We start from the raw sequence: 23,217 nt of genomic DNA, 5'->3' as shown, positions 1-23,217 counted from the left end.
ATTGAAAAAAATAATATCATTAATAATGGTAGTTCTTTTAGGGGTAGCTATGACTGCGTGTGGCAATGAAAAGCCTGTAGCGGTAGTAAATGGAGTTGAAATAACTGCATCTGATTATAAAAAGACAGTTGAGACTTATAAAGAATCTATTTCTAAAATGTATGGTAAGGATTTATGGGATCAAGAAATTAAAGAAGGTGTAAAATATAAGGATGAAATGAAAAAGGCTATTTTACAACAAATGGTACAAGAACAAGTTATATATCAACAAGCAAAAAAGGATAAGTTAGAAGCTAAACAATCAGAGGTTGATAAACAATTTAAACAATTAAAAGAAAGTGTAAAGCAAGATAAAGATTATGAGAAATTTTTAAAAGATAATGGTATCGATGATGAGTTTTTAAAATCTCAATTAGAAAAAGATATAACTATACAAAACTTTAAAAATAACTTTGATAAAAATACAAAAATAAATGAAGCTGAAATGAAAAAGTATTATGACGAAAATAAAAATAACTATGTAGATGATGAGGTTAGAGCATCTCATATATTAATATCAACAGTTGATCAAAAAACTAATAAACCTCTTTCTGAAGAAAAACAAAAAGAAGCTAAGAAAAAAGCTGACGATCTTTATGAAAAAGTTAAGTCAGGAGGAGATTTTGCTAAGCTTGCTAAAGAAAATTCAGATGATAAAGGTTCTGCAGCTAAAGGTGGAGATTTAGGATTCTTCTCAAAAGGCCAAATGGTTCCAGAATTTGAAAAAGCTGCATTTGCAATGGACAAAGGAGACATTTCTAATGTAGTAAAAACTCAATATGGATATCATATAATAAAAGTAACTGATAAAAAATATAAAGAATACACATTTGATGAAGTTAAAGACAATATAAAACAAAACTTACTATATCAAAAATATACTGAAAAAGTTAAACAGTTAACAGATAAGGCAGACGTTGAAACAAATGAAAAAGAAGCTCTAAAAATTAACATATAAAAAAAACCTATACCATTATTATAATGGTATAGGTTTTTTTTGTATATTTTTCTTAACGTTGGTAAAAATAAGTTCAAAGTTACTAATGGAGGTATTAATCTGATATGAGAGCTACAGGAATAGTTAGAAGAATAGATGACCTTGGAAGAGTTGTTATACCAAAGGAAATAAGAAAAACTCTAAGAATTAGAGAAGGAGATCCTTTAGAAATATTTACAGCTAAAGATGGAGAAGTAATATTAAAAAAATACTCTCCAATTGGAGAGCTTAATGAATTTTCTCAAGAATATGCAGAAACTTTGGGAGAAACCTTAGGTCATGGAGTTGTGGTAACAGATTTAGATTCAATAATAGCTGTATCTAAATTACCTAAAAAAGATTATAAAGAAAAAAGTATAAGTAGGGAATTAGAAGATCTTATAGAAAATAGAATTTCTACTCACGTAAAAGATAATAAATTAGTTGCACTATACAAAGATGATTCAATGGACTATAAAATGCAAATAATAATGCCTATAGTTAGTTCATCTGGAGATTGTATAGGATCTATATGCTTAGTTTCTAAAGATGAAGCAGGTCTAAATGATAGTGATGAGAAATTACTTAAAGTGGCAGCTAATTTCCTAGGCAAACAAGTTCAATAGTATTTTTTAAAAGACCCTTTGATATAGGGTCTTTTAAAGTTTACAAGGTAATTATTGAATCTACAATAGCATATATGTTATATTAGAGTTTGTTATACAACATAATATGGAGGGGAATTATGAGTAACAATAAGGGAAAAGATTCATTCTTGAAAGGGGCATTAATACTAGGATTAGCAGGAATCATAGTTAAAATAATAGGTGGATTTTTTAGAATACCTGTTGGGAATTTAATTGGGGCAGAAGGTATGGGGTATTATCAAGCTGCATACCCTGTATATACCTTTTTTTTAATTTTGGCAACTGCAGGGTTTCCAACTGCACTAGCTAAATTGGTTTCAGAAAAAATAGCTATAGGTAACTATAAAGGAGCACATAAGGTATTTAAAGTATCTCATCGTGTACTGACAATAACAGGGTTCGTATCATTTTGTATATTTTTCTTTGGATCAGATTTTATTGTAAATTACATAATGAAAAATCCGGGAGCTAAATATGCAATGGTTGCTATTTCACCAGCTCTTTTATTTGTTCCGGCGATGTCATCTTATAGAGGATATTTTCAAGGAAGAAGAGAAATGACTCATATAGCGATTTCTCAAATAATTGAACAACTTTTTAGAGTTATATTAGGAATAACTCTTGCGTATCTTTTTATGACTAGTCTTGGGCCAAACCCTGGATCACAACAAGGTGCAGCAGGGGCTATAATTGGTGCTACTATAGGGGCTATAGCATCTATTATATATCTGATAATAGCTTATTTATTTAAATTAAAAACTATAAAAAGAGAAATAAAATCAAGTAAAAAATTTAGAGAAGAAAGTGTATCTAGGATACTAAAAAAATTATTAGTAGTAGCTATACCTATAACTATAGGAGCAGCTGTTATGCCACTAGTAAATATGGTAGATACTGTAATTGTTATAAGAAGGTTAGTAGAGGCTGGTTTTACCCAAACTGAGGCAAATGTAATGTTTGGTCAATTAACGGGAATGGCTATGGCTATAATCAACTTACCAGCAGTTATAACTGTTGCTATGAGTATGAGCTTAGTTCCTGCCATATCACAAGCTTATGCTGTTGGAAATAGAGCTAAAGCTATAAAAGAAACTAAAACTGCTATAAAAGTAACATTAATGATTGTTTTACCAGCGGCTTTTGGGATGGCATCTTTAGCACATCCTATAATGAAACTTTTATTTCCAGCGCAACCAGATTCAGTTGGGACTATATTATTAGTTTTAACACCTTGTGTAGTATTTTTAGGGCTTATACAGAGCTTAAATGGTATACTTCAAGGTATGGGAAAACCTATGGTTCCAGTTTTTTGTTTGGTTATAGGTATGGCTTTTAAAATAGTGATTAGTTACACATTAACAGCAATACCAGAAATAAATGTTATAGGATCAGCTTTAGGGACTGTAACGGCTTATTTTGTAGCTGCTATGCTTGAATTAAACTACATAAAAAAAGCAATGAGAATGAGATTATCAGTTAAAACATTTTTCATAAAGCCATTAATAATTGTACTTATTATGTTTGTAACAGTAAAATTAAGTTATGGTATTATGATAGGAACGTTAGGAAATACTTTATCGACTTTAATATCAATGGTTATTGGAGGTATAGTTTATGTAATTTCAACTATTGGATTAGGCGGTATAAAAAAAGATGAATTGTTAAATATGCCTAAGGGAGATAAAGTATATAAAGTTCTTAGAAAATTAAAACTTATGAAATAATGTATATATATGTGTAAATAAAGGAAATACTTATATTAAGTAACTTCCTTTATTTTTACAGGATAAGGAGACTTTTTATATGGGAAAAATAACTATAGTAGGTCTTGGGCCTGGAGAATATTCTTTAATAAGCCAAGGAGCTTTAGAAGCTTTAAAAAATAGCTCTAGAGTTTTTCTTAGAACTGAGAAACATCCTATAATTGATAAGTTAAAGAATGAAATAAAATATACATCTTTGGATTATTTTTATAATCAAGATGAAAACTTTGATAATATTTATAATAACATATCAAATTTTATAATTGAAGAAACACAAAATGGGGATCTTATATATGCAGTACCTGGACATCCTAGGGTTGCAGAAAAGACTGTAGGTATAATTGCTGGGATTGCACATAGAAAAGGCGTAGAAGTGGAAACAATAGCTTCTATGAGCTTTGTAGATGCTATGTTTAACTATTTAGAAGTTGATCCATCAGAAGGATTTAAGTTAGTAGATGCATTTGAAATTGAAAATAGCTATATAGATATAAATACTAGCATGATAATTACTCAAATTTATGATAGATTTATAGCATCAAATGTAAAGTTAGCATTAATGGAAAATTATGATGATGAACAAGAAATATGTATAGTAAAAGCTGCAGGTGTTAAAGCTTTAGAAAGCAAAAAGTATGTTAAATTATATGAACTTGATAGAAATGATAATGAATTTGATTATTTAACAAGTTTATATATTCCAAAATCTGATAAAACTATGTATAATACAGTAAAAGATCTAGAAAATATAGTTGAGCAACTTAGAGGAGAAAATGGATGTGATTGGGATAAGAAACAAACGCATAAATCTCTAAAAGCTCATATAATTGAAGAAGCATATGAACTTGGACAAGCTATAGATAATGATGATATTGATGAAATGATAGAAGAACTAGGTGATATTTTACTTCATGTTGTTTTTCACTCACAAATAGGTAAAGAAGAAGGCTACTTTGATTTAAAAGAAATTACTAATAGCATTTGTGAGAAATTAATATTTAGACATCCTCATGTATTTAAAAATGAAGAAGTGGATATGAATACATATGACAAAACTTGGGAAGAGTTAAAAAAGAAGGAAAAAGGTGAATCTACGATAACAGAAGGATTGAAAAGAATTCCAAACAGTTTACCAGCACTAACAAAGGCTAAAAAAGTACAATATAAGGCATCTTTGGTAGGGTTTGACTGGGATGATATTGACGATGTTTTTAAAAAAATTGTAGAAGAATATAAAGAATTACTTGACGAACACAAACAAGGAAATATAAAATACATAAAGGAAGAACTAGGAGATTTACTATTCTCTATAGTTAATCTTGCTAGATTTTTAGATATAAATCCAGAAGAAGCATTGAACTTGACTACTGAAAAATTTGTAAATAGATTTGAATTTATAGAAAATAGAGCTATAAGTTTAAATAGACAATTAGAAGATATGTCATTAGCAGAGATGGATGAAATTTGGAATGAATCTAAAAAAATTTAGTAAGCAGAAGGTATTTTGTTAAAAATCTAGAATTTTATCTAATATTGAGTATAAAATTCTATAATATAAACTTTTAGGAGGTAAGTAACGTGAATAAAGCTGAATTAGTAGCAAAAATGGCAGAAAAGAGTGAATTAACAAAGAAGGAAGCAGAAGCAGCATTAAATGCTTTCATGAAATCAGTTGAAGAAGCATTAGTATCAGGAGAAAAAGTTCAATTAGTAGGATTTGGAACTTTTGAAACTAGAGAAAGAGCAGCAAGACAAGGAAGAAACCCAAGAAACCCAGAAGAAGTTATAGATATACCAGCTTCTAAGGCACCAGTTTTCAAAGCTGGAAAGGGATTAAAAGATATAATAAATGGATAATTTTATTTATATTTAAAAGTGTGGATTTTCCACACTTTTTCTATATAAGGAGGTTTTCATAGATGAGATTAGATAAATTTTTAAAAGTTTCAAGAATAATAAAAAGAAGAACAGTGGCTAAAGAGGCTTGTGATAAAGGTATAGTTACTATAAACGGTAAGTTAGCTAAATCATCATCAGAAGTTAATATAGGAGATATTCTTGAAATTCAATTTGGTGAAAAACTAATGAAATTTGAAATAAAAGAAATAAAAGATCATGTATTAAAAAATGATGCTAAAGAAATGTTTGAGATAATAGAATAAATTTTAAATATCCCTCGTATATTTATATTAGGTTAATTATAAAGATTTAATATGGAGGGATATTATGGAACATAGTATAAGCTTAAACAATCGATCAAGTTTAACTATTTCTGGAGTAGAGCATATATACTCTTTCAATGATAAAAAAGTAGAAATAAGAACTACATCTGGAGATATGATTGTAGATGGAGAAAATTTAGACATGAGTAAGCTTAGTATAGACGAAAAAGTTATTACTGTGACAGGGACTATAAATGGAATAAATTACAGTAAGGCTAAGGAACCTCAAGAAAATTTCTTTAAGAAGTTATTTAAATAATGATACCATTCACTCAGGACCTCGGAGCATTTTTTGCAACGATATATGGTGGAATATTTATAGGGGTTTTATTTGATCTATATAGAGCTTTTAAACAAAACTTTAATATAATAAAAATTTTCTCAGTTTTTTATGATGTATTATTTTGGATAATTGTGACTTTGCTTGTTTTTGTAACTATAAATGTCATAGAATCCTTTGATTTAAGATATTATCATTTTATTGCTTTATTTATAGGATTTATTATTTATTATAATACTATCAGTAAATTCATACTAAAAGTATTAAATAAATCAATAGGATTTGTTATTAACACTATAAGACGAATTTTAGTATGTACGTGCAAGATTTCGGTTAATTTGTATTACGTTATAATCTACTCAATACACTTATTATTTGATACTATATTTTATATACCTAATTTAATTTTAAGAATAGCGATGTTTATGAAATTTAAGTTAGGTAAGTTAAAAAGAGTAAAAATTAAATCGTAAGGGGAGAGATTATGAACAAAAGAAAAAAATTTTTAGGGCAATATCTAATTGTTGGGATGTTTTTATCTTTTTTAGTAATATCACTTATAGGTGGGTTTACTACTCAAATTTTTAAATCTGTTAAATACAACAATGAAATTGCTTCTTTGAAAAAAGAAATAAAAGAAACAGAAAAAGATATTAAAGGATTAAAAAAATCCAAGAAAAGCTTAGATGATGATAAATATGTAGAGGACATAGCCAGAAATAGATTGAAAATGGTAAAGCCAAATGAAATAATATATGTAGATATAAATAGAGGAAGTAATTAGATACTTCCTCTATTTATATCTACATTTTTTAATTACGTTAATAGGAGGTTAGCAAATTGAGATTAGGAGCTATAGATATAGGAACGAATTCTATGAGATTATTAGTAGCAGATTTCATAGATGGCAAACTTTTAAATAGAGAGAAGTTTGTAAATACTACTAGAATTGGTCAAGGGGTAGATGGTGAAGGATGCATATCAAAAGAAGCTATAGAAAGAAATATTGAAGCTTTAAAAGAATTTTCAATTTTAGCAAAATCTAAAGGTTGTAAAACAATTTTTTGTATAGGGACATCGGCTTTAAGAGATAGCAAAAACAAATTGGATTTTGTAAATAGAGCAAAAAAGGAATTGAATATAGATGTAGATATAATAAGTGGAGAAGAGGAGTCCAATTTAGGTTTTGCAGGGATTTTACAGGGTCTAGAAGAAAAAGAAAGTATATTAGCTATAGATATAGGTGGAGGTTCTACAGAATTTATTTTAGGAGGCTCTGAAGGAATTGAATTTTGCCAAAGTGAAAATGTAGGAGCTTTAAGAATGACTGAAAAATTTTTAAAGCAGGATCCAATATGTGAAATAGAGTTTAAAAATATGGAAAAATTTATATTTAAAACTATAAATAAAACTCTAAGTGTATTAAAAAAAGAAAATATAAAATCAATAGTTGGTATTGGAGGAACAATAACTTCTGTTTCGGCCATAAATCAGGAGTTAGAAACATATTCTATGGAAAAAATCCATGAAAGTGAAATATGCAAAAAAGATTTAGATAATATTTTACAAAATTTAAAAAAGATGACATTAAATGATAAGAAAAACTTAAAAGGGCTACAGCCTAAAAGAGCGGATATTATAACAGCTGGTGTAGCAATTTTAAATTTAATAATGAAAAACTTAGAAAAAGAAAAAATTATAGTAAGTGAATACGATAATTTGGAAGGATTATTATGTCAAAACGCAAAAAAAATGTCTTAATATTATAAGGTATTTGCTACCTATTATGACAAAAAAGCTATCTCTCATTTGTTACAATTTCAGTATGAAAATAACAGGGGGAGGTTTTTTTATGGAAAGAAGTATATCGGTTAATAAAAGAAATTTAGTTTTTAAAAATATAGGACAAGTTAATTTTTTGGATACGAACACACTTGTTTTATGTTTGTTTGGATTTTTACTTAGTAGAGCTATGGTTGTGGATAATATAGCTCCATTGGGGGTAGCTTTTTTCTTATGTGTATCTGTTATAGATAAGTATAAACTACCTGTATTTATAGCTACTTTAGCGGGTACGGTACTATCGTTTAATCAAGTATCTAACATTATAAAATATTCAATTTGTATAATTATTATTCAAATTATTTCTAGTTATATTAAAAATATAAAATCAATAAATAAAATATCTATTATAGGAACTTTAATAATGATTCCCATATCTATTGGACAAGCTCTTATATTTGGTAGTTATGTATATAACTTAAGTATAGCTTTAGTTGAATGTATTCTAATGTTTGTAGGAACATATATTTTTTCGTATGGAGTAGCTGTAATAAACAAAAGGGCTTCAAGAACAGTTACATCTAATGAAGAAATAGTAGCTTTAACGATCATTGTGATCTTTAGCATAATGGGAATAGGAGAAGTTTCTTTACTTGGAATATCTATTAGAAATGTTTTAACAACAATGACTATACTAATATTATCTATTACAGGTGGGGCTGCACTAGGTTCATCTAGTGGAGTTATAATTGGATTAGTTTACTTCATAAATAACCTTGTATCTAGTATGTATATGGGTATTTATGCATTTGCAGGATTGATTTCAGGTGGATTTAATAAAGTTAACAAGTATTTAAGTATAGCAGGATATATAGTAGGATGGAGTTTGATTTATATTTATACATCTGGAATTGGATCTAATATTATGGAAGTTAGAGATATTTTGATAGCAAGTGTATTGGTAATACTTATTCCTGATAAGATAATAAAAGGTATAGAAAAAACTATAAAAGGTAATGGCAGTCTTAAAGATGGAATTGAAGATTATTTATCTAGAAATAGAGAAATAACAAATAATAGATTGAGGGGAATGTATAAAACGTATTCAGATTTAGCGAATACTTTTGATAGGGTAAGAGAAAAAGAAAAAATATTAGATCAAAAGGATATAGCACACATAATAGATATGGTTCATAACGATGAGTGTAAAAATTGTGGAATGAGAAGAAGATGTTGGGACTCTAAATTTAATTACACTTATACAATGCTGAATAGGATATTAGAAGAATTAGAGGATAGTGGTGAAATTTATTTAGAAAATATACCTATTGATTTTAAAAAGGATTGTATAAAACCTGAAAGTATTGTTAAGGCATCTAATTATTATTATAAAATGTTTGCATTAGATTATAGTTGGGAACAAAAATTTTCTGAAAATAGGAAATTGGTAGCAAATCAAATCAGGTATATGTCTAAATCAATAGAATGTATGGCTAAAGAATTAGATAAAGATATAACGTTTGATATGGAGATGGAAAAAAACTTGCTCGTTGAACTAGATAGAAATAATATAAGTGTAAAAAAACTTAATTATATATCTACAGACAGCAATGATTTTGAAGTTTTAATAGAAAAAGAAACTTGCAGTGACAATAAATTATGTGAAAGGAAAATAACAAATATTATATCTAATATTTTAGGAGAAGAGTTAGTGGCAAGAAAAGTTGGATGTACCTGTACAGGAGGCCAGTGTAAAATAAAACTAACTAAAAGGCAAGAATTTAAAATTGCAACGGAAGTTTCAAATATGTCAAAAGATGGATACATAATTTCTGGAGATAATTATACTTATATGGAAGTGTCAGATGGTAAATATATGCTAGCCATAAGTGACGGAATGGGTAAAGGAAGAAAAGCATATGAAGAATCATCTGTTACCATAGATATATTAGAAAATATGATGGATTCCAATATAGATGAAGAAATAATAATTGATACTATAAATAATATATTAATGCTTAAATCATCAGATGAGATGTTTTCGACATTAGATTTAGGAATTATTGATTTAAACAAGGGAGTATTAAATACTATTAAAATGGGAGCTTGCTCAACTTATATAAAAAGAAGTAGTGGAGAAATAGAACTTATATCTAGTGCTTCTTTGCCAGTAGGAATACTATCAGATATAAATATAGATAGAGACAGTCGAAAATTAAAAGATGGAGATTATATAATTATGGTTTCTGATGGAATTGTTGATGCTGGAAAGAATAAAAATTTAGGAGATAACTGGCTTATATATTTCTTAAAAGGATTAGATACAACTAATCCAAAAGAAATTTCAAATGAAATTTTAAATAGAGCACTTGATATACAAAATAATAATATTCATGATGATATGACGGTACTTGTTAGTAAAGTATTCAAGCATTAAATTTATAAATCCACAAGTTATACACAAAATGTTAATAAAATGTGGATAAAATGTGGATATATATATATGATTTAAAGCTATGAATATGTTGAAATTACAATATTCGACAAAATATGCGCGAATTTAAAAATAATTCTAACAATTTTAACTAGAAAATATCTATTTAAAAATAAATAAATATCAACAAAAAAACATAAAAAATGTTAATAACTATGTATAATATGTGGATAATTACAGTGTTAAATGTATAAATACGAAAAAATTTGTATAAAATATGTTGAAAAATTAACATTTTAAACATGTGAATATGTTGATAATTATGTGGATAATTTTCAAAATACTTATTTTCCAAAAACTGAATAATATAAATTCAAAAAGCCATCCTAATACTAATAATCTTAGTGAAAGGATGGCTTTTTATGGGGAAAAATATGTATAGAGTAATAACTATAGTCATTGCAGTTATATTATTTGCATCTATTTTATTAAAACGAGATATAAACGGAAACAGTGAAGCTTTTAGTGAAAAAGCACTTGAAATGATAAATGATACTAATAAAAAAGAACCTTCTAAAAATGATAAAAAAGAAGAAGAAAAAAAACCAACAAAATTTACTACTTGGGATATATCTAAATTATATAAGAGTAATAGTGATTGGAAAAAAAATCTAAGTAAATTTAGTAAAGAAACTAAAGAGTTAGAAAATTATGTGGGAAAAGTAACAAAATCTCAAAAACATTTACTATATGCATTAAATATAAAAGAAGAATTAGATTCAGAATTAGAAAAATTAAGTGCGTATGTATCTTTAAATAGTGATATTAACAATAAATCGTATGACTATCTAAATATGAACGAAAGTTTGAATAAAGTATATAAAGAATATAGTTTTATTTGTTCTAATTTAGAATTAGAAATTTTAAAACTATCAAATAAAGATTTTAAAGATATCATGAAAAATGAAAAAATATCAAGTAAGTATAGTATGTATTTAAATGATATCAGAAGGAACAAAAAGCATTATCTAAATTCTAAGGAAGAAGAAATGTTAAGCAATATAAGTGATATAGCTTCTTTACCTAAAGAAGTATATGACCTTTTTATGAATATGGATAAAAAATCGAACTTAAATCCATCACAATATGCATTAGCACTAGAAAGTTCTAATCGAGAAGAAAGAAAAAAAGCTTATGAAAATGAATCTCTACAGTACAATGATAATATAAATATGTTATCAGGATTATTTATAGGACAAGTTAAGAAAAATATTTTTTATTCAAATACTAGAGGTTATAAAAATTCAAGAGATATGTACATGTCAGGCGATGATATAGATCCTAAAGTTTATGATGAACTTATAAATACGGTTGATAATAATTTAGGAAGTTTGCACAAATATATACATTTAAGAAAAAAAGTATTGAACTTAGATAAAGTTTACTCATATGATATGCATGCTCCAATCATAAATCCAGTAGATGAGTATATTCCATATGATAAAGCGCAAAGTATTGTATATGCATCGTTAAATCCTTTAGGTAAAGAATATGGAGATATACTTTATAAAGCTTTTAATGAACGATGGGTGGATGTATATTCTAATCATAATAAAGTAAGTGGAGCATATTGTTTATCTGTATATGATAGTCATCCCTATGTTTTAATGAATTATAGCGGAAATTTAGATTCTGTATCTACTTTATCTCATGAATTAGGACATGCTGTGTATGGATATATGAGTTCAAAGAATCAAAATTATTTAAATTCAAAACCTAGTATTTTTACTCATGAAGTAGCATCTATAACTAATGAAGCTATGTTATATGAAATGTTAATAAAAAATACTCAAAATAAAGATGAAAAAGCTTATTATATAACTCAGTATCTAGATTTAATAAAAAATACTTTGTTTGTACAAACCATGTATGCGGAATTCGAGTACAAAGTGCATCAAAAGCTTGAAAGTGGAGAAGTTGTAAATGTATTAGTACTAAATGATATATGGGGAGAACTTTTGCAAAAATATTATGGTAAAGATTTTGGAGTAGACCAATTATCTAAGGTTGGTTGGTCAAAAATACCACATTTTTACAATAGTTTCTATGTTTATAAATATGCTACAGGATGTAGCGCCGGAATTGCATTTTCTCAAGATATAATTAAAAATGGTCCTGAAAATTATTTATCATTTCTTAAAAAAGGAGGTTCTAACTATCCGATAGAATTATTGAAAGAGAGTGGTATAAATCTTTACAGTACTAAACCTATAGAACAAACTACACAAAAATTTAATTCTTTAGTATCAGAGTTAGAAAAGCTCTTAATAAATTAAGGATAGAAGTAATTGAGAAATAGTGGTAGAATATATTAAAAAGTCCTTGTAATTTAAGGACTTTTTAAACTTTTAGTTTAGGTTAATTTATAAGTAATACATAATGTTTAAAATTGATAAGGTAATAACTTTATTTATAGGATTGTAAATATAAGGAGGTAAAACATGAAACTATTTATAGATACTGCAAATGTAGATGAAATAAAAGAAATAAACTCTTGGGGAGTTATAGAAGGTGTTACAACAAACCCTTCATTAATAGCTAAAGAAGGAAGAGTTTTTGAAAATGTAGTTAAGGAAATAACTCAAATTGTAGATGGACCAATATCTGCAGAAGTTATCTCAATGGATAGCGAAGGAATGATAAAAGAAGGCGAAGAGTTAAGTAAAATTCATGAAAATATAGTAATAAAGATACCTATGTGTGCAGAAGGATTAAAAGCTGTATCAGCTTTACATAAAAAAGGAATAAAAACTAATGTAACTTTAATATTCTCATCAAACCAAGCATTATTAGCAGCTAAAGCAGGTGCTTCTTATGTAAGTCCTTTTGTTGGTAGATTAGATGATATAGGTCAAGAAGGAATAATGTTAATAGAGGAAGTTGCAGAAATATTCAGCATACATGGTATAGACACTGAAATAATATCAGCTAGTATAAGACATCCTCAACATGTTTTAACTTCAGCTAAAGCAGGTGCTGATATATCAACTGTTCCTTACAAAGTTTTCAAACAAATGCTAGGGCATCCTATGACAGATATAGGTATAGAAAAATTCTTAAAAGACTGGGAAACTGTACCTAAGAACTAATAAAAAGGCGATAATTTTTAAATTATCGCTTTTTTTATGTATTTTTACAATTATATAACATACTAAAACCCTTATTTAACATTTATAAATGTTTACTATTTATTAAATGTGATATATAATTTGAAGAGAGATTAACGAACTAAGGGAGATGAATTTTATGGATAGAAATTTAGCATTAGAGTTAGTTAGAGTAACGGAAGCAGCAGCTTTAGTCTCATCGCAGTTTATGGGCAGAGGAGATAAAAACGGAGCTGACGGCGCAGCAGTTGAGGCCATGAGAAGAGCTTTTGAAACAGTTAAGGTCGATGGTGAAGTTGTAATAGGAGAAGGAGAGTTGGATGAGGCTCCTATGTTATATATTGGTGAAAAAGTTGGTATGGCGACAGATGATAGCATGAAAGTTGATATAGCAGTAGACCCTTTGGATGGAACTACACTAATCGCTAAAGGACTACCTAATGTTATTTCTGTAATAGCAATGGGTAAAAAAGGAAGTTTACTTAAAGCGCCTGACACTTATATGAAGAAGATAATTGTTGGACCTAAGGCAAAGGGATGTATAGATTTAAACGCAAGTGTTGAAGAAAATATAAAAAATGTAGCAAAAGCTTTAAATAAAAAGACAACAGAAATGACTATAATAGTACAAGACAGGGAAAGACATGACTATATATTTGAAGCAGCTAGAAAATTAGGGACAAGAATAAAAATGTTCGGAGATGGAGATGTAGCAGCAGGTATTGCAACTTGCTTTGAAGATACAGGAATAGATATGCTTATGGGAATTGGTGGTGGACCAGAAGGTGTTATAACAGCGGCAGCAATTAAGTGCATGGGCGGAGATATGCAAGCTCAGATTTATCCACTAAGTGAGCAAGAAAGAATTAGATGCCATGAAATGGGATTAACAGATGAAGATATATCAAAAATATTATCATTAGAGGACTTAGCTCAAGGTGATGAACTGTTCTTTGCAGCAACAGGAATAACAGATGGAGATTTATTAAAAGGTGTAGTTAGTTTAGGGAACAATAGAATAACAACAAATTCGGTTGTTATGAGAGCAAAAACAGGAACAATCAGATTTGTCGATGCAATACATTCAGTTGATAAAAATGATATATTAACGGATTTAATGGGTAAATATAGTATATAGAAGGTGAGAAAAATAAAACTATTTTGTTTGAATAGTTTTATTTTTTTATTTGTTGACCATAATGTATAAATAGTGATAGTATTAAGTTTAACTGTTTGCTATAATAATGGTAGCTTCTCATTTGCACGCCTTTAATTTCCGAATAAAATTGTAATTTAATTATGGGATAGGAGGACTTTTTTGAATACGAAAGATATGACTTTGGATAATTTAGATGACATGACTCTAGTTCAACTAAAAGAATTAGCAAAGAAATTAGAGATTAAGTCTATAAGTAAGTATAAAAAAAATGAGTTAATACAAATAATAAATGAGTATAAAAATAAGGACATGATAGATAATAATAAAGAAATCGAGAAAAAAGAAACCGAAAAAAAAGAAATTAAAAGTGAACAAAAACAAAGTGTGAATAAGCAAGAACCTAAGGTTTATGAAAATAGAACTCAAAGATACAATCAAAATTACAACAGGAATTCATATAATGTTAAAGAAGTTGATGAAGCTAAAATTGTTGACGAGTTCAATACATCTAAAGATGATGAGGTAATGGGTGTTTTAGAAATACTACCAGATGGATTTGGATTTTTAAGAGGACCTAACTATTTATCTACAGAACACGATGTATATGTTTCACCATCGCAAATTAGAAGATTCAATATGAAAACAGGAGATAAAGTTAAAGGTATAACAAGACATCCAAAAAGTGGTGAAAAATTTAGAGCATTATTATATGTTCAAAAAATAAATGACGAACATCCTGAAACAGCTACAAAAAGAAGGTCTTTTGAAACTCTTACACCGATATACCCAGAAGAAAGACTTACATTAGAGAAGTATCAAAATGAAATATCTACAAGGTTAATAGATTTAATTTCTCCTATTGGTAAAGGGCAGAGAGGATTGATAGTAGCACCACCTAAAGCTGGTAAAACGATTCTTTTAAAAAGTGTAGCCAATAGTATAGTTAAAAATCATCCAGATGTAGAGTTAATAGTTCTTCTTATCGATGAAAGACCAGAAGAAGTTACAGATATGCAAGAATCTATAGACGCAGACGTTATTTATTCAACTTTTGATCAGGTATCAAGCCATCATGTTAAAGTTGCTGAGATGGTTCTAAATAGAGCGCAAAGATTAGTTGAGCATGGAAAAGATGTTGTTATATTATTAGATAGTATTACAAGACTTGCAAGAGCGTACAACTTAAGTATATCACCAACTGGAAGAACGTTATCAGGAGGATTAGATCCTGGAGCGCTTCATGGGCCTAAAAAATTCTTTGGAGCTGCGAGAAATATTAGACAAGGCGGATCTTTAACTATTTTAGCTACAGCGTTAGTTGAAACAGGATCTAGAATGGATGATGTTATCTTTGAAGAGTTCAAAGGAACTGGAAATATGGAATTACACTTAGATAGAAAATTAGCTGAGAAGAGAGTGTTCCCTGCTGTTGATATATACAAATCAGGAACAAGAAGAGAAGATTTACTATTAACAGAAGAAGAGAAAGCTGCACTTTGGAAACTTAGAAAAGATATGAGCAGTAATTCAGTATATGAAGTAACTGATAAAGTACTAGAATTACTTAAGAGAACAAAGGATAATAATTCGTTTATAAAGTATATAAAAGAGACTTTAAACTAATTAGAAAACTCTTGTACCCTAAATAATCTTATGTTATAATGGTGTAGTTGAATAATGAAAAACGAAAAGTTAATATAATTAATTTCGAAAAGTAAGGAGAAGAGGTGACAAATATGCAAAAAGATATACAACCAAAATACCAAGAAGTTGAAGTACGTTGCGCTTGTGGAAACACATTCGTTGCTGGATCAACTAAAGACGAAATAAAAGTTGAGATATGTTCAGAATGCCATCCTTTCTATACTGGAAAGCAAAAGAATATAGAAGCTGGTGGAAGAATAGACAAGTTCAAGAAGAGATTCAAAATCGACTAATAGTAAATACGGAGTTGGCTTGCCAACTCCTATTTTATTTATATAGGAGGATTAAGTATGTATAGACCGGTAAATCATGGATATATAGAAATTGTCATAGGTCCTATGTACAGTGGTAAAAGTGAGGAATTAATAAGAAGATTAAAAAGAGCTAAGATTGCAAAACAAAACGTAGTTGTTTTTAAACCTCTTATTGATGATAGATATAGTAAAGAAGATGTAGTATCTCATAGCGGATATGCAATAAATGCTATTCCTATAAAGGATTCTTCGGAAATGGAAAAGTATATAAATGAAGATACTCAAGTAGTTGGAATAGATGAGGTTCAATTTTTTGATAATGAAGTAGTTGATATGGCTATAAAGTTAGCAGATAAAGGGATAAGAGTTATTGCAGCTGGATTAGATATGGATTTTAAAGGAGAGCCTTTTGGTCCTACGCCTAAATTGTTAGCTGTAGCTGAATTTGTAGATAAAATTCAAGCTATATGTTCAGTTTGTGGCCAACCAGCAACTAGATCTCAAAGACTTATAAATGGTAAGCCAGCTAAGTATGATGAACCGATAATACAAGTTGGAGCTGTAGAAAGTTACGAAGCTAGATGTAGAAAATGTCATGTAGTTGAAAAATAAATTTACACATAACAAACACCTTTTAGGTGTTTTTTCTTTGCCTAATATAGTAATATTATATATATAGTTTAGGAGTAGAGGTGGATATATGAAAAAACAACCAGTAGGTGGGCAAGCTGTAATTGAAGGGGTTATGATGCAATCTAAAAACAAGAGAGCAATAGCTGTTAGAAAAAATGATGGAGAAATTATAATTAGAAAAAGAAATATAAAAAGTTGGATATCTGATAAGAATATAGATAAGATTCCATTTTTAAGAGGTGCTTTTATATTAATAGAAACCATGATTGAAGGAATAAATAGTATGAACTTTTCATCTGAGTTTTTTTTAGATGATGATGAAGAAGAGTCAGCTTTTGATAAATTCATAAATAAACTATTTAAAGATAAGGCAAATGATGTGATAATAATAATTTCCCTGATAATAGGATTGTTTTTTGCAATGTTATTATTTGTAGTAACACCCACAATGATAGGTGGATTATTTTCAAGATTTATAAATAGTGACTTAATATTGAACTTAATAGAAGGATTTACAAGAATATGCATTTTATTTATTTATATACTATTAATATCTATGAATAAAGATATTAAAAGAGTGTTTGAGTATCATGGAGCTGAGCATAAAGCTATTTATTGTTATGAAAATGATCTAGATTTAACTGTTGAAAACGCAAGGAAGTTTAAGACACAACATCCAAGATGCGGAACTAATTTTTTATTTATAGTAATGTTCACTTCAATAATACTTTTTTCTTTTTTTGGGTGGCCTAACCCAATTGTAAGAATTATTATGAGAATTGTATGTGTTCCTATAGTTGCCGGAATATCATATGAAATAATAAAATTGCTTGGGAAATATAATAACATTTTGACAAAAACTGTAGCTTATCCAGGAATGATGTTACAAAAACTTACAACTAAGGAACCAGATGATAAACAACTTGAAGTTGCATTAAAAGCATTAGATGCTGTCATAAAGTAAAAAAGGAGAAATTCTATGACAATAAGAGAAATTTTAATTAAATATATGGAGGAGTTATCAAGTATCAGTGATACTCCCAAATTAGATACAGAAATAATATTGCAGAAAGTATTAGGTGATGTTGATAGGCTGTATATTCAATTAAACTTGAATAAAAAACTTTCAGATGAACAAATGGAAGAGTTTAATAGAATGATTAAGGAAAGATTAGATGGAAGACCTATTGCATATATAGTTAACAATAGAGAATTTATGGGATTAGATTTTTTTGTAGAAGAAGGAGTTTTAATTCCTAGACCAGACACTGAACCGTTAGTTGAGGAGATAATAGAACTTACTAAGGATAAGAAAATGTTGAACATTGTTGATATTGGAACTGGATCAGGAGCTATATCTGTAAGCTTAGCAAAGTATATAGACAACTGTCATGTCTATTCACTAGATATATCCGAAAAAGCTTTGAGTATAGGTAAAAAGAATGCTATAAGTAATAAAGTTAACAGTAAAATTGATTTTATAGAATCTAATTTATTTAGTGGAATTAAAGATAAAAACATAAAGCTAGATTTAATAGTTTCTAACCCTCCATATATAAGAAAAAAAGATATAGATACACTTCATACTCAAGTTAAAGATTATGAACCATATATAGCGCTTGAAGGTGGAGAGGATGGTTTAGATTTTTATAGGTCAATAACTAAAGAATCTGTTTGTTATTTAAAGGATGGAGGAATATTAGCTTTTGAAGTTGGCCATGATCAAGCTAAAGATGTGTATGATATTATGAAGGATAATGGTTACTCTAAAATATATACAAAGAAAGACTTGCAAGGAATCGATAGAGTTGTTATAGGTTATAAACTATGATATAATCAACTATTGATATTTTACAATTAAAGAGGTGAAAAGTATGCTAAACAAATTAGAAGTACTAGAAGATAAATATAAAGAACTAAGTGAAAAAATAGCGGACCCGGAAGTAATAAATGACCAAAAAGTATGGCAGAAATTTATAAAAGAACATGCTGAAGTAGAGCCAATTGTAATGAAATTTAGAGAATATAAAGATGTGATGAAAGCTATATCTGATTCTAAAACTATTTTACAAGAGGAATCAGATGAAGAACTAAGAGAATTAGCTAAAATGGAACTATCTGAAATGGAAGAAAAAGTTGAGCCTATAGAGGAAGAATTAAAAATACTATTATTACCAAAGGACCCTAATGATGATAAAAATGTTATAGTTGAAATAAGGGGTGGAGCTGGAGGAGATGAAGCAGCTCTATTTGCTGGGGACTTATTTAGAATGTACTGCAGATATGCAGAAAGAAGAAAATGGAAAATTGAGTTATTAAGTGCTAGTGATACTGGTGTTGGGGGATATAAAGAAGTATCTTTCATGATAAAAGGTAATGGAGCATACTCTGTTCTTAAATACGAATCAGGAGTTCATAGGGTTCAAAGAATACCATCTACTGAATCAGGAGGAAGAATACATACATCAACAGCAACTGTTGCAGTTTTACCAGAGGTAGAAGACGTTGAAGTAGAAATAAATCCAAATGACTTAAGAATAGATGTTTTCCGTTCTTCAGGAAATGGAGGACAAAGTGTTAACACTACAGACTCTGCAGTAAGGGTTACACATATACCTACAGGAGAAGTAGTATCTTGCCAAGATGGAAAATCTCAATTAAAGAATAAAGAACAAGCTTTAAAAATATTAAAGGCTAGATTGTATGATAAAGCAGTTGCTGAGCAACATAAAGATATAGCTGCAGAAAGAAAAAGTCAGGTTGGAACAGGGGATAGATCTGAAAGAATAAGAACTTACAACTTCCCTCAAGGAAGAGTAAGTGATCATAGAATAAACTTAACTCTATATAAATTAGATGCATTCTTAGATGGAGATTTAAATGAAATGATAGATGCATTAATAACTGTAGATCAAACTGAAAAAATGATGTCTATATAATTTTAATATAAAAAATCCCTATTTTGAATAGGGATTTTTTGCAAGCAAAAAGAGTTATTATCTAGTGTTGTAATAATAGTAATTTATATTACATAAAATTTAGAGCAAGTTAAATAATACTAGGGGGTAACAAGAATTGTTTCGAATAACATTGATTGGATTGATATCTGGAGTTATAGGGACAGGAATCGGAGGCATCATATCCACTGTTTTTAGAAAAAATATAAAAAGATATATAACTTTTTTTATGGGAATATCTGGAGGCGTGATGCTAGCTGTTGTGGTATTTGATCTTCTTAAAGAATCCATGAACCAAATAGGGGTTATTTATACAAGTTTGTTTGTATTTGCTGGAGCTTTACTTACTATGTTAATAAAAAATAAACTAGAAGTAGAATCGGATCTTAAATCAGGGTATTTAATATTTTTAAGTATACTTTTACATAACTTACCGGAAGGTTTAGCGATAGGATCTTCATTTATAGCAACTGAAAACCTAGGAATTACCTTAGCAATTGTAATAGGTATTCATAACATACCAGAAGGTTTAGCAATGGCGCTTAGTTTAGCTGGGAGTAAAATGAGCACGTTTAAAGTTGTATTATTAACATTAATAGCAGGGATTCCTATGGGTATAGGTAGTTTTTTTGGCGCATATTTCGCAGGTATGTGTACTTCTTTAATAGGGGGGTTCTTGGCTATAGCAGCAGGAACTATGATGTATGTAGTTTTAGAAGAAATATTTCCATCAGCAAAATCTATGTATTCTATAATAGGTTTTTTAATTGGAATTTTAGTAGTCAGCTATATATAAACTAAATATGGAGGAAGGTATACTAATGATAAATACAAAAATAAGTAAAATTGATGAATCAAATATAGATATAGAAGAAATAAGAAAGCATGCGAAATTATTATCTGAAGGAGATACAGTTATTTTTCCTACAGAAACAGTTTATGGTTTAGGTGCAAATGCTTTAGATGAAGATGCTGTAAAAAAAATATATGAAGCAAAAGGACGACCTAGTGATAATCCTTTGATAGTACATATATGCGAACAAGATGAGGTAAATAAATTAGCTACTGATATAAATGAAAAAGCTAAGGTGTTAATGGATGAATTTTGGCCAGGACCACTTACTATGATTTTTAAGAAAAAAGAAATAGTTCCACAAAGAACTAGTGGTGGTTTAGATACGGTAGCTATAAGAATGCCTTCGAATCCTATTGCTAGAGAAATTATAAGACAATCAGGAGTACCTATAGCTGCTCCATCAGCTAATATATCAGGTAGACCATCTCCAACAAAAGGGAAGCATGTATGCGATGAAATGAACGGAAGGGTAAATGGGATTATAGTTGCAGGAGACTGTGATTTTGGACTTGAATCTACAGTTGTAGATATGACATCTGAAAAGCCTATGATCTTAAGACCCGGAAGTGTTACTAAAGAGCAAATGGAACTTTTAATAGGAGAAGTTCTTATAGACCCATCTATTGAAGGAAAAGCAGACGTAAAAAAAGCTAAAGCACCAGGAATGAAATATACGCACTATTCACCAAATGGAGATGTTTTTATAGTAAGAGGAGAAGATTCAAAAGTAATTAATAAAATAAACTCTTTAATAGTTGAAAATGAAAAAAAAGGATTAAGATGTGGTGTTATGTGTCTTAATAAAAATAAAGAAAACTATAAAGGCGAAGTCATAGGTCTTGGAGACAACTTAGAAGAAGTTGGAAGTAACCTTTTTAATGCATTAATAGAAATGGATAAAAAAGAAATGGATATAATATATTCTGAAGCTTTTTCTAATCATGGAGTTGGTAGAGCTATAATGAATAGATTAATGAAGTCAGCTGGGTATAAAATTATAGAATTATAATAATAAAGTCCAAAAAATATATGAAATAATTATGTATAAATGATGCAAAAATATTTAAAGTTTAGTATAATATAAAATTAAGTATAAATCTATGTATACAAAAGTATTGGAGGTATTGGACTATGAAGATAGGTTTAGGTAGCGATCACGGTGGATACAATTTAAAAGAAGAAATAAAAAAACACTTACAATCAAAAGGAATTGAATGTGTAGACTTTGGAACTGAAAATGGAATAGATTCAGTTGATTATCCTATATATGGAGAAAAGGTTGCCAAAGCGGTTGTTAGCAAGGACGTAGACTATGGGATATTATGTTGCGGGACAGGTATAGGAATCTCATTAGCAGCTAACAAAGTTAAAGGTATTAGATGTGCTGTTGTTTCAGATACATTTTCAGCTAAAATGTCAAAAGCACATAATAATGCAAACATGCTTTCTTTAGGTGAGAGAGTAATTGGAAAAGGGTTAGCTCTTGAGATAGTTGATGCGTGGATAAACACTGAATTTGAAGGTGAAAGACACTTAAGAAGAGTAAATATGTTAAATGACATAGAACAAAATAATTAGGAGGCTTACATAATGAAAAAAGTAGTAGTTGCAGATCATCCATTAATACAACACAAATTAACTTTAATGAGGGATAAAAATACAGGATCTAAAGATTTTAGAGAACTTCTAACAGAAATAACAATGCTTATGGGATATGAAATAACAAGAGAATTACCTTTAGAGGAAATAGAAATAGAAACTCCTGTTGTTAAAACTAAAGCAAAAGTTATAGCTGGAAAAAAATTAGGAATAGTTCCGATATTGAGAGCTGGATTAGGAATGGTAGATGGACTTGTAAACTTAGTTCCAGCGGCTAAAGTTGGACATGTTGGTTTATACAGAGACCCAGAAACTTTACAACCAGTTGAATACTATAGTAAATTCCCACAAGATATACAAGAAAGAGAAATGATAGTAGTAGATCCAATGTTAGCTACTGGTGGATCTGCTGTAGCAGCAATAGATGTATTAAAGAGAGATGGAGCTAAAACTATAAAATTAGTTAACTTAGTTGCTTCTCCAGAAGGTATAGAAGAAGTTCACAAATATCACCCAGATGTTGATATATACGTAGCTAATATCGATGAGAAATTAAATGATCATGGATATATAGTTCCAGGATTAGGAGACGCTGGAGATAGATTATTTGGAACTAAGTAATAAATTTAAACAAGGTATCTATAAAGTTTTATAGATGCCTTTTTCCGTTTAGTTATTAGCCTAAATATTAGGAAAACACTTATTAAAATAACCAATGAATACTATAAAAAAATCAAATTTAAAA

At 28.8% G+C, this 23,217-nt stretch carries 24 protein-coding genes; all 24 read left to right on the top strand.

What is annotated here, in order from left to right; genetic code table 11:
• Position 1 precedes the first annotated feature (1 nt).
• The 24 genes from VN21_RS01205 (at position 2) to upp (ending at position 23,093) form a co-directional block, all read left to right on the top strand.
• On the top strand, positions 2–997 hold the full coding sequence (locus VN21_RS01205) for a peptidylprolyl isomerase (RefSeq protein WP_046821656.1): 996 nt from the start codon (positions 2–4) through the stop codon (positions 995–997).
• A gap of 104 nt (positions 998–1,101) precedes the next feature.
• A complete protein-coding gene (locus VN21_RS01200; protein ID WP_021430424.1) occupies positions 1,102–1,641 on the top strand; it encodes a stage V sporulation T C-terminal domain-containing protein in 540 nt (179 codons plus the stop codon).
• 119 nt (positions 1,642–1,760) lie between these two features.
• Positions 1,761–3,386 carry a putative polysaccharide biosynthesis protein gene (locus VN21_RS01195; RefSeq protein WP_046821655.1) on the top strand — a complete coding sequence of 542 codons (1,626 nt, stop codon included), beginning with the start codon at positions 1,761–1,763 and terminating at the stop codon, positions 3,384–3,386.
• Between the two features lie 79 nt (positions 3,387–3,465).
• A complete protein-coding gene (yabN, locus tag VN21_RS01190) occupies positions 3,466–4,914 on the top strand; it encodes a bifunctional methyltransferase/pyrophosphohydrolase YabN (protein ID WP_046821654.1) in 1,449 nt (482 codons plus the stop codon).
• Between the two features lie 89 nt (positions 4,915–5,003).
• Positions 5,004–5,282, top strand: a complete 279-nt coding sequence (locus tag VN21_RS01185) for an HU family DNA-binding protein (RefSeq protein ID WP_021430423.1) — start codon at positions 5,004–5,006, stop codon at positions 5,280–5,282.
• Positions 5,283–5,344: 62 nt separating this feature from the next.
• Positions 5,345–5,587, top strand: a complete 243-nt coding sequence (locus tag VN21_RS01180; RefSeq protein WP_046821653.1) for an RNA-binding S4 domain-containing protein — start codon at positions 5,345–5,347, stop codon at positions 5,585–5,587.
• A 64-nt stretch (positions 5,588–5,651) separates the two neighbouring features.
• Positions 5,652–5,906 carry a sporulation protein YabP gene (gene yabP / locus VN21_RS01175; RefSeq protein WP_021430372.1) on the top strand — a complete coding sequence of 85 codons (255 nt, stop codon included), beginning with the start codon at positions 5,652–5,654 and terminating at the stop codon, positions 5,904–5,906.
• Positions 5,906–6,400: a spore cortex biosynthesis protein YabQ gene (gene yabQ, locus VN21_RS19380; RefSeq protein WP_046821652.1), complete on the top strand. Its 495-nt coding sequence runs from the start codon at positions 5,906–5,908 to the stop codon at positions 6,398–6,400. The genes yabP and yabQ overlap by 1 nt, the downstream gene beginning before the upstream one ends.
• Positions 6,401–6,411: 11 nt before the next feature.
• Complete coding sequence (locus VN21_RS01165) at positions 6,412–6,711, top strand: FtsB family cell division protein (RefSeq protein WP_046821651.1); 300 nt, start codon at positions 6,412–6,414, stop codon at positions 6,709–6,711.
• Between the two features lie 56 nt (positions 6,712–6,767).
• The gene (locus VN21_RS01160) at positions 6,768–7,688 is read left to right on the top strand and encodes a Ppx/GppA phosphatase family protein (protein WP_046821650.1); all 921 of its coding nucleotides are present in this window, start codon (positions 6,768–6,770) and stop codon (positions 7,686–7,688) included.
• 91 nt (positions 7,689–7,779) lie between these two features.
• Positions 7,780–10,146, top strand: coding sequence for a stage II sporulation protein E (gene spoIIE, locus VN21_RS01155; RefSeq protein WP_046821649.1), 2,367 nt, complete (start codon positions 7,780–7,782; stop codon positions 10,144–10,146).
• A 419-nt stretch (positions 10,147–10,565) separates the two neighbouring features.
• Complete coding sequence (gene pepF, locus VN21_RS01150; RefSeq protein ID WP_046821648.1) at positions 10,566–12,479, top strand: oligoendopeptidase F; 1,914 nt, start codon at positions 10,566–10,568, stop codon at positions 12,477–12,479.
• Positions 12,480–12,644: 165 nt separating this feature from the next.
• On the top strand, positions 12,645–13,292 hold the full coding sequence (fsa, locus tag VN21_RS01145; protein WP_046821647.1) for a fructose-6-phosphate aldolase: 648 nt from the start codon (positions 12,645–12,647) through the stop codon (positions 13,290–13,292).
• A 157-nt stretch (positions 13,293–13,449) separates the two neighbouring features.
• On the top strand, positions 13,450–14,448 hold the full coding sequence (gene glpX / locus VN21_RS01140) for a class II fructose-bisphosphatase (protein ID WP_046821646.1): 999 nt from the start codon (positions 13,450–13,452) through the stop codon (positions 14,446–14,448).
• Between the two features lie 195 nt (positions 14,449–14,643).
• Positions 14,644–16,092 carry a transcription termination factor Rho gene (rho, locus tag VN21_RS01135; RefSeq protein WP_046821687.1) on the top strand — a complete coding sequence of 483 codons (1,449 nt, stop codon included), beginning with the start codon at positions 14,644–14,646 and terminating at the stop codon, positions 16,090–16,092.
• Positions 16,093–16,205: 113 nt separating this feature from the next.
• Positions 16,206–16,406: a 50S ribosomal protein L31 gene (gene rpmE, locus VN21_RS01130; protein WP_025161269.1), complete on the top strand. Its 201-nt coding sequence runs from the start codon at positions 16,206–16,208 to the stop codon at positions 16,404–16,406.
• A 57-nt stretch (positions 16,407–16,463) separates the two neighbouring features.
• Positions 16,464–17,039, top strand: coding sequence for a thymidine kinase (locus VN21_RS01125; protein WP_021430400.1), 576 nt, complete (start codon positions 16,464–16,466; stop codon positions 17,037–17,039).
• An 88-nt stretch (positions 17,040–17,127) separates the two neighbouring features.
• Entirely contained in the window at positions 17,128–18,024 is an 897-nt protein-coding gene (locus VN21_RS01120; RefSeq protein WP_046821645.1) for a DUF1385 domain-containing protein, read from the top strand.
• Between the two features lie 15 nt (positions 18,025–18,039).
• Complete coding sequence (prmC, locus tag VN21_RS01115) at positions 18,040–18,891, top strand: peptide chain release factor N(5)-glutamine methyltransferase (RefSeq protein WP_046821644.1); 852 nt, start codon at positions 18,040–18,042, stop codon at positions 18,889–18,891.
• A 43-nt stretch (positions 18,892–18,934) separates the two neighbouring features.
• Positions 18,935–19,999 (top strand): peptide chain release factor 1, encoded by a 1,065-nt coding sequence (gene prfA / locus VN21_RS01110; protein ID WP_046821643.1) that lies wholly within the window; start codon positions 18,935–18,937, stop codon positions 19,997–19,999.
• 136 nt (positions 20,000–20,135) lie between these two features.
• Positions 20,136–20,813 carry a ZIP family metal transporter gene (locus VN21_RS01105; RefSeq protein ID WP_046821642.1) on the top strand — a complete coding sequence of 226 codons (678 nt, stop codon included), beginning with the start codon at positions 20,136–20,138 and terminating at the stop codon, positions 20,811–20,813.
• 25 nt (positions 20,814–20,838) lie between these two features.
• Positions 20,839–21,882 (top strand): L-threonylcarbamoyladenylate synthase, encoded by a 1,044-nt coding sequence (locus tag VN21_RS01100; RefSeq protein ID WP_046821641.1) that lies wholly within the window; start codon positions 20,839–20,841, stop codon positions 21,880–21,882.
• Between the two features lie 122 nt (positions 21,883–22,004).
• Positions 22,005–22,451, top strand: coding sequence for a ribose 5-phosphate isomerase B (rpiB, locus tag VN21_RS01095; RefSeq protein WP_046821640.1), 447 nt, complete (start codon positions 22,005–22,007; stop codon positions 22,449–22,451).
• A gap of 12 nt (positions 22,452–22,463) precedes the next feature.
• Entirely contained in the window at positions 22,464–23,093 is a 630-nt protein-coding gene (gene upp, locus VN21_RS01090) for a uracil phosphoribosyltransferase (protein WP_021430412.1), read from the top strand.
• Positions 23,094–23,217: the final 124 nt, after the last annotated feature.

The organism is Paraclostridium benzoelyticum (assembly GCF_001006285.1).
Taxonomy (GTDB): domain Bacteria; phylum Bacillota; class Clostridia; order Peptostreptococcales; family Peptostreptococcaceae; genus Paraclostridium; species Paraclostridium benzoelyticum.
The sequence above is the reverse complement of the archived record's forward strand: the minus strand, read 5'-3'. Positions and strand labels throughout refer to the sequence as shown.